Raw genomic sequence first — 5,375 nt, 5'->3', positions numbered from 1 at the left:
GTATTTGTGGATCGCCGAATTCGGCGGCGTGCCAAGCGAGTTGAAGATCAGCAGAACCTCGTCGCTCTCGACCAGCTTGCGTGCCTGTTCCACGGTCTTCGGCGGCGAATAGGCGTCGTCATAGCTGACGAAGTTGATCTTGCGGCCGTTGATCCCGCCTTGATCGTTGATCATACGGAAATAGGCGGCCTCGATGATCCCCGCGGTACCATAGGCCGAAGCGGGGCCGCTATAGGGCATGATGTTGCCGATCCTGATCTCGGTATCGGATGCACCAGGGTCGTAACGCTTCTGGGCGGAGGCTGGCCCCGCGGCTGCGAGAGACAGGGTGGCCATCAGGGTGAATATGGCAGGCGAGCGAAAGCGGGTCGGCATATCGGGAAAAGTCCTCGGCATGGCGAAGCGGCGCTGAGTTCGGCGCCAAAAGAAAACCCCTCGCGATGCGATCGCGAGGGGGGCACTGTGGATGTGGCAGAAAGATGGTGGTTCTCTCTCCCCGCAAGCGGTGAGAGGGAGCGCAGCGCCGTGCACGAAGCTGGAGGGCTCCGCATGGTGGGAGAGATACGCCTGCATTACGGTCGCTCAGCTCGCCTTGCCCGGCGCAACCTCGTAGCCGTATTTCTCGATGATGGCGCGCGACTCCGGGCCCTTGAGGAAATCGACGAAGGCCTTGGCGGCTGCGTTGGTTTCGCCCTTCTTCAGCAGCACGGCGTCCTGGGTGATCGGCTTGTAGAGCTTCTGCGGCACCATCCAGCGCGAGCCCTCCTTGTCGTTGATCACCTGCGACAGCGCGACGAAGCCGACTTCGGCGTTGCCGGTCTGCACGAACTGATAGGCCTGGGTGATGTTGGCGCCCTCGACCAGTTTCGGCTTCAGCTCGGCGTCGACCTTCAACGCCTGCATGGTCTCGACCGCGGCGGCGCCGTAGGGCGCGGCGGCCGGATTGCAGATCGAGACCTTGGCGAACTTGGCCTGCTTCAGCGTCTCCTCGCCGGTCACCACGCCCGGCGACTTGCTCCACAGCACCAGCTTGCCGATCGCGTAGGTGAACACGCTGTCCTTTACGCCGAGCCCCTCCTCGGCGAGCTTCTTCGGCCGCGCCGAGTCGGCCGACAGGAACACTTCGAACGGCGCGTCCTGGGTGATCTGGGTATAGAACTGCCCGCTGGCGCCGAACGACAGCACCAGCTCGTGCCCGGTCTTGGCCTTGAACGCCGCCGCGATCTCCTTCACCGGCTCGGTGAAATTCGCCGCCACTGCGACATTGGTGGAGCCGGCGAAAGCCGAAGTCGCCGACACCGCGACGGTAACAGCGCCGAACAGCGCGAGTTTGAGGACGTGTTTCAAGGTGTGACTCCCACTAGTTGGCTAAATTGTCCGAAGCACGTGCCCCGGATGCGGCGCAGCGCGTCGCGAAGCGGCGTGGTGCGCTGCTGATCCGGGCCCCGGTTGTGTGTAGATCCGGACCGGGGTCCCGGGTCTGCGGAGCAGCACTTCGTGCTGCACCGCGCCCGGGACACGCGGTTGATGAAGTGAGTTCGCTCATCCCTGCCGCTCAATCGATCGCGATGATGACGTGGGCGGCGTCGAACAGGGCGCAGGCGGCGTCTCCGGGCGACAACTTCATGTCCTCGGCGCTCCGTGCGGTGATCGATGCGGCGAGTGTCTTGTTGTCGCCGATGTCGAGTACGATCTCGGCGTTGACGGCCGAGATATCGGCGCGCCGCACCGTGCCGCGCACGCAGTTGCGCGCCGACACCAGAGGGGCTTCGGCGCCGGGCGAGATCAGCACGAACGGCGCCTTGATCAGCACGATCACTTCGCGCCCGGCCACCAGGCCGAGGCTGCGCACGCTTTCGCTGGTCAGCAGCGCGTAGATCGTGGTTTCGGCCGACACCGCGACGGCGACTTCCGCGCTCAGCGTGTCCGACTTGATGTCGGTGATGGTGCCGCGGAGAGCGTTGCGGGCGCTGGTTTTCATGAAGAATCCGGAGACGAGATTGATCGGGGAAATGCCGGTGCCGGCGAGGTCGGGCTCCAGGCTTCGGAAGACCCGCGCCATTTCGGCCTCGAGCCGGCCGAACGCTTCGATCACCCGCGCACCCGTGGGCGTCAGCGCCGCACCGCCACCGGCCTTGCCGCCGGTCCGCGTTTCCAGCAGCGGACGCCCGAACATGTTGGTCATCGCGTCGAGCGCATCCCAGGCAGCCTTGTAGCTGAGGCCCGCCGCCTTGGCGCCGGCGGTGATACTGCCCTCGCGCGCCACGGCCTGCAGCAAACGGATACGATCCCGTCCGACGCCGGAGATGTCCTTCGCCTTAAGTGTAATCGTCGCCTCGATCGGCATCGACATAAGAAGGGCTCGTCTCCGTTCAGATTTGGTCATATAGCCGACCTATATAACGCTAACCCTGATCGGGCGCGTTCGCAACTAGGAGATTCGGCTATGAAGATCAGCGCCCGCAATCAGCTCAAGGGCACCATCATCGACATCCTGAAGGGCGCCACCACGTCGCACGTCCGCATCGATATCGGCGGCGGCGCGGTCGTCACCGCAGCGATCACCAACGAGGCCGTGGAGGAGCTGAAGCTTGCGCCCGGTCAGGCCGCGACGGCCGTGATCAAGGCGTCGGACGTACTCGTCGCGATCGCCGACTGAGTCTCGCTGTAACGCGGGAAAGTGCATGCCGCCGTCATGCCCGGCCCGTCCCGGGCATGACGGCATTTGCCGCTGTCTTACCGGTCGTCAGAACAGATAGTTGAACCGCAGCATCGCCTGGTGACGCTCGAAATCGTCGAGGTCGAGATGCTGGTGATCGTGCGAGGCGCGGCCGGCGACCTGCGTGCTCCAGGTGCCCGACAGGCCGACATTATGGGCCAGGTGCATCGAGAAGGTGGGGCCGAGATAGACCGCATCGCCGACGAACCGATCGAGGCCGAGGCCGTCATAGGCCCGAAGATAGCGAGCCTCGACGCCAACGATCAGATCCGGGCCGACCTTGTAGGACAGCGCGCCGTTCACCGCGAGTTCGGAATCGCGGCACCATTCATTGGTGAGTTCACGCGACGCGCCGGCCGAGAACCACAGATTTACGGTCGCGAACAACGTGTCGCGGATCAGTTCTTTATCCATCAGCGCGGCGAATTCGCTGCCATAGGTCTGGATGTCGAGACCGGTGAGCTCGTCGACGCGATTCCACGCCGGCGCGGCATGCAGCGTCAGGCCGAACGGCATGACATCCCGGTCGAGCAGCTTGTAACGGAATTCCATCGACGCCCCGGCGAGCGCCGTGCGCCGATTGTCGATCATGCCGGGCACGCCATCGGTGCGGGTCGAAGCGAAGCTGACGCCGGGCGCGACCCGGAAATTATCGGTCAGCACGAACTTCACCTGCGACAGCACGCCAATGCCGGTGTAGGAGCCGAAGCGCTTGCCGAAGCGGCCGACATTCTCGATCTCGAGCTCGATCTCGCCCGGCTTGCCGATGTCCGAGCCCATGCTGAAGCCGAAGATATGCTCGGTATCGACGCGATCCTCGTCGGCCTTCAGGTCCAGCGCGGCGCGAGCCTTCGTCCCCGCCGACGAAGCACCGAGCGGCGCGACGACCTCGGACAGCCATGACGGCGCCTCGCCCGCCTGGACGCCGGTAGACATCATCACGCCAAGCGCCAACGCGCCGAGCCGTGCTTGCCAATCGATTTTTGTACGTCGCTGATACGCACCAATCACTCGCACGAACATCTGCCCCCGCAGTTAATTGCAATTAGTTCCTGGAAATAAATGCAATCAGCGGTGGCACGCGGTCAAAGGCTATAATTTACAGGACCAATAAGTTGCCCGGCGCCAAAATTTGAGCCGCAACAATGACAGAGTAATTAGTTACCAAGAAAAGACCGCGAGTGGCATAGTGATACTGACGCGGTTACGCGCACTCCCACCCGCCGCCCTCATCCTGACTACTTGAAGACCTCGCAGACCGTCGGAGACCGCAGTGACGCGCCCGGCTTCCGGCCCTGCAGCCCGGCCCACCACGCGTCGAGCGCGCGGCGCTCGCAACGCAACCTCACGCTCATGCCGTCGGCGAACCGGATCCATGCGTCGAAACGCTTCGCCGGCACCGCGATGACCACCGGAATATCGGCGCTGATGGCGCGGACAATCAGGTGCAGCAGGCCGCGGCCCTCACTTTCCTGCTGGCCGAAGCGATTGATGATGACGAGATCGGCGCCGTCATCCATCGCCAGACCGACGCGCCCGCCGACGTCCAGCAACTGGCCGGGATCAAGCCGGCAGCCGGTCGCCCCGGCCCCGAGGTCCTGATACAGCGACACCTGCTCGCCATTGTGGACCAGCGTCGCCGCGAGCCGTGGCGCGCCGGCGAGCCGCTCGCCGAATTGCACCAGACCAACTGCCCGCGTGCCGCGCGCATTGAGATCGTCCGCGAAAGCGCGCAGCAGCGAATCCGGATCTTCGCCGGGCTCGTACACCAGGGCCGCCAGGTCGCATTGGGAATCGAAGGTCATCGATGATCCGCCGGCGGACCGGCGCCCCTGCGTCACGACTGCCAAAGCCGCGCCGCCATCGTTATATATTATCGTATATAGCGGTCGGGGACGTCGGGGCAATTTCTCCTTTAGCTGCAACGCAGCAACGAGCCCCAGGAGAGGGTCCGTATCATCTAACCTGCGGATGCCTCGCAGGAGAGATTTTGAAATTTTGTTGCTGAAACGACCGCAAAAGCTTTTCTTTTGATGCGCGTCAAATCGAGCGATCCGTGCCCATGCTAGTGCACCGCACACAGGGCTACGGCTTTACCACCGCGGAGATTGATCCCCGCCGGAAGCCACTTCTGCAGATCAGAACGAGGTCCGCCGTCCGCTGCGCCGCAGCCGTCCGCGGCCAGGAAACGCTTTTCGTCAGGCGCCGCCGACCGCTCCGCGCCGTCAGTCAAAAATGGAACGACCCCATGAACGCAAAATACCCCGGCATTCCGTCAGTGATCCACGGCAACGGCGCGGTGGCGCAGGTGATGGGGCATGTCTGCGGCGGCGTCATCGGCTACCCGATCACGCCGTCGACCGAGATCTCCGAGATCTATGAGGCGTTCCGCTCCTCGGGCGGCTGCAACGTCTGGGGCAAGCATCCGTTCTTCTTCGAGCCGGAAGGCGAGCACTCGGCGCAGTCGGGCGCGCTCGGCGCGGCGCTGACCGGCGGCAAGTTCATCTCCAACGCCTCGTCGTCCCAGGGCATCCTGTACGGCCTGGAGTCGCACTACGTCACCGTCGGCAAGAAGGTCGGCGGCTTCGTGCTGCAGGTCGCCGCGCGCGTGGTGTCGAAGCACTCGCTGAACGTGATGGCCGGCCATGACGACGTC

7 protein-coding genes are annotated in these 5,375 nt (G+C 64.1%); 2 read left to right on the top strand and 5 right to left on the bottom strand.

What is annotated here, in order from left to right; all coding sequences use genetic code 11:
* The 3 genes from ACOJTD_RS04955 to ACOJTD_RS04945 all read right to left on the bottom strand — a co-directional run.
* The coding region (locus ACOJTD_RS04955) for an ABC transporter substrate-binding protein (RefSeq protein WP_420131820.1) at window positions 1-396 on the bottom strand (396 nt) is incomplete at its 3' end.
* A 186-nt stretch (window positions 397-582) separates the two neighbouring features.
* Window positions 583-1,347: a molybdate ABC transporter substrate-binding protein gene (modA, locus tag ACOJTD_RS04950; RefSeq protein WP_420131816.1), complete on the bottom strand. Its 765-nt coding sequence runs from the start codon at window positions 1,345-1,347 to the stop codon at window positions 583-585.
* A 208-nt stretch (window positions 1,348-1,555) separates the two neighbouring features.
* Window positions 1,556-2,347 (bottom strand): TOBE domain-containing protein, encoded by a 792-nt coding sequence (locus ACOJTD_RS04945; protein ID WP_420131819.1) that lies wholly within the window; start codon window positions 2,345-2,347, stop codon window positions 1,556-1,558.
* A gap of 99 nt (window positions 2,348-2,446) precedes the next feature.
* On the opposite strand from ACOJTD_RS04945, the gene ACOJTD_RS04940 reads away from it, so the two are divergent.
* Window positions 2,447-2,659 carry a TOBE domain-containing protein gene (locus ACOJTD_RS04940; protein ID WP_420131815.1) on the top strand — a complete coding sequence of 71 codons (213 nt, stop codon included), beginning with the start codon at window positions 2,447-2,449 and terminating at the stop codon, window positions 2,657-2,659.
* Between the two features lie 87 nt (window positions 2,660-2,746).
* Here the strand turns inward: ACOJTD_RS04940 and ACOJTD_RS04935 are convergent, their stop codons facing one another.
* Window positions 2,747-3,658, bottom strand: a complete 912-nt coding sequence (locus tag ACOJTD_RS04935; RefSeq protein ID WP_420131818.1) for a hypothetical protein — start codon at window positions 3,656-3,658, stop codon at window positions 2,747-2,749.
* A 299-nt stretch (window positions 3,659-3,957) separates the two neighbouring features.
* Window positions 3,958-4,524, bottom strand: coding sequence for a DUF2478 domain-containing protein (locus ACOJTD_RS04930; protein ID WP_420131817.1), 567 nt, complete (start codon window positions 4,522-4,524; stop codon window positions 3,958-3,960).
* A gap of 443 nt (window positions 4,525-4,967) precedes the next feature.
* Between ACOJTD_RS04930 and ACOJTD_RS04925 the strand changes: the two genes are divergently transcribed.
* Window positions 4,968-5,375: hypothetical protein (locus ACOJTD_RS04925; protein WP_420131814.1), on the top strand; the 408-nt coding region annotated here is incomplete at its 3' end.

The sequence above is a fragment of the Rhodopseudomonas sp. genome (assembly GCF_048594845.1).
Lineage (GTDB): Bacteria > Pseudomonadota > Alphaproteobacteria > Rhizobiales > Xanthobacteraceae > Rhodopseudomonas.
Note: the sequence above shows the minus strand (reverse complement) of the source record. Positions and strands in the feature narration are given on the sequence as shown.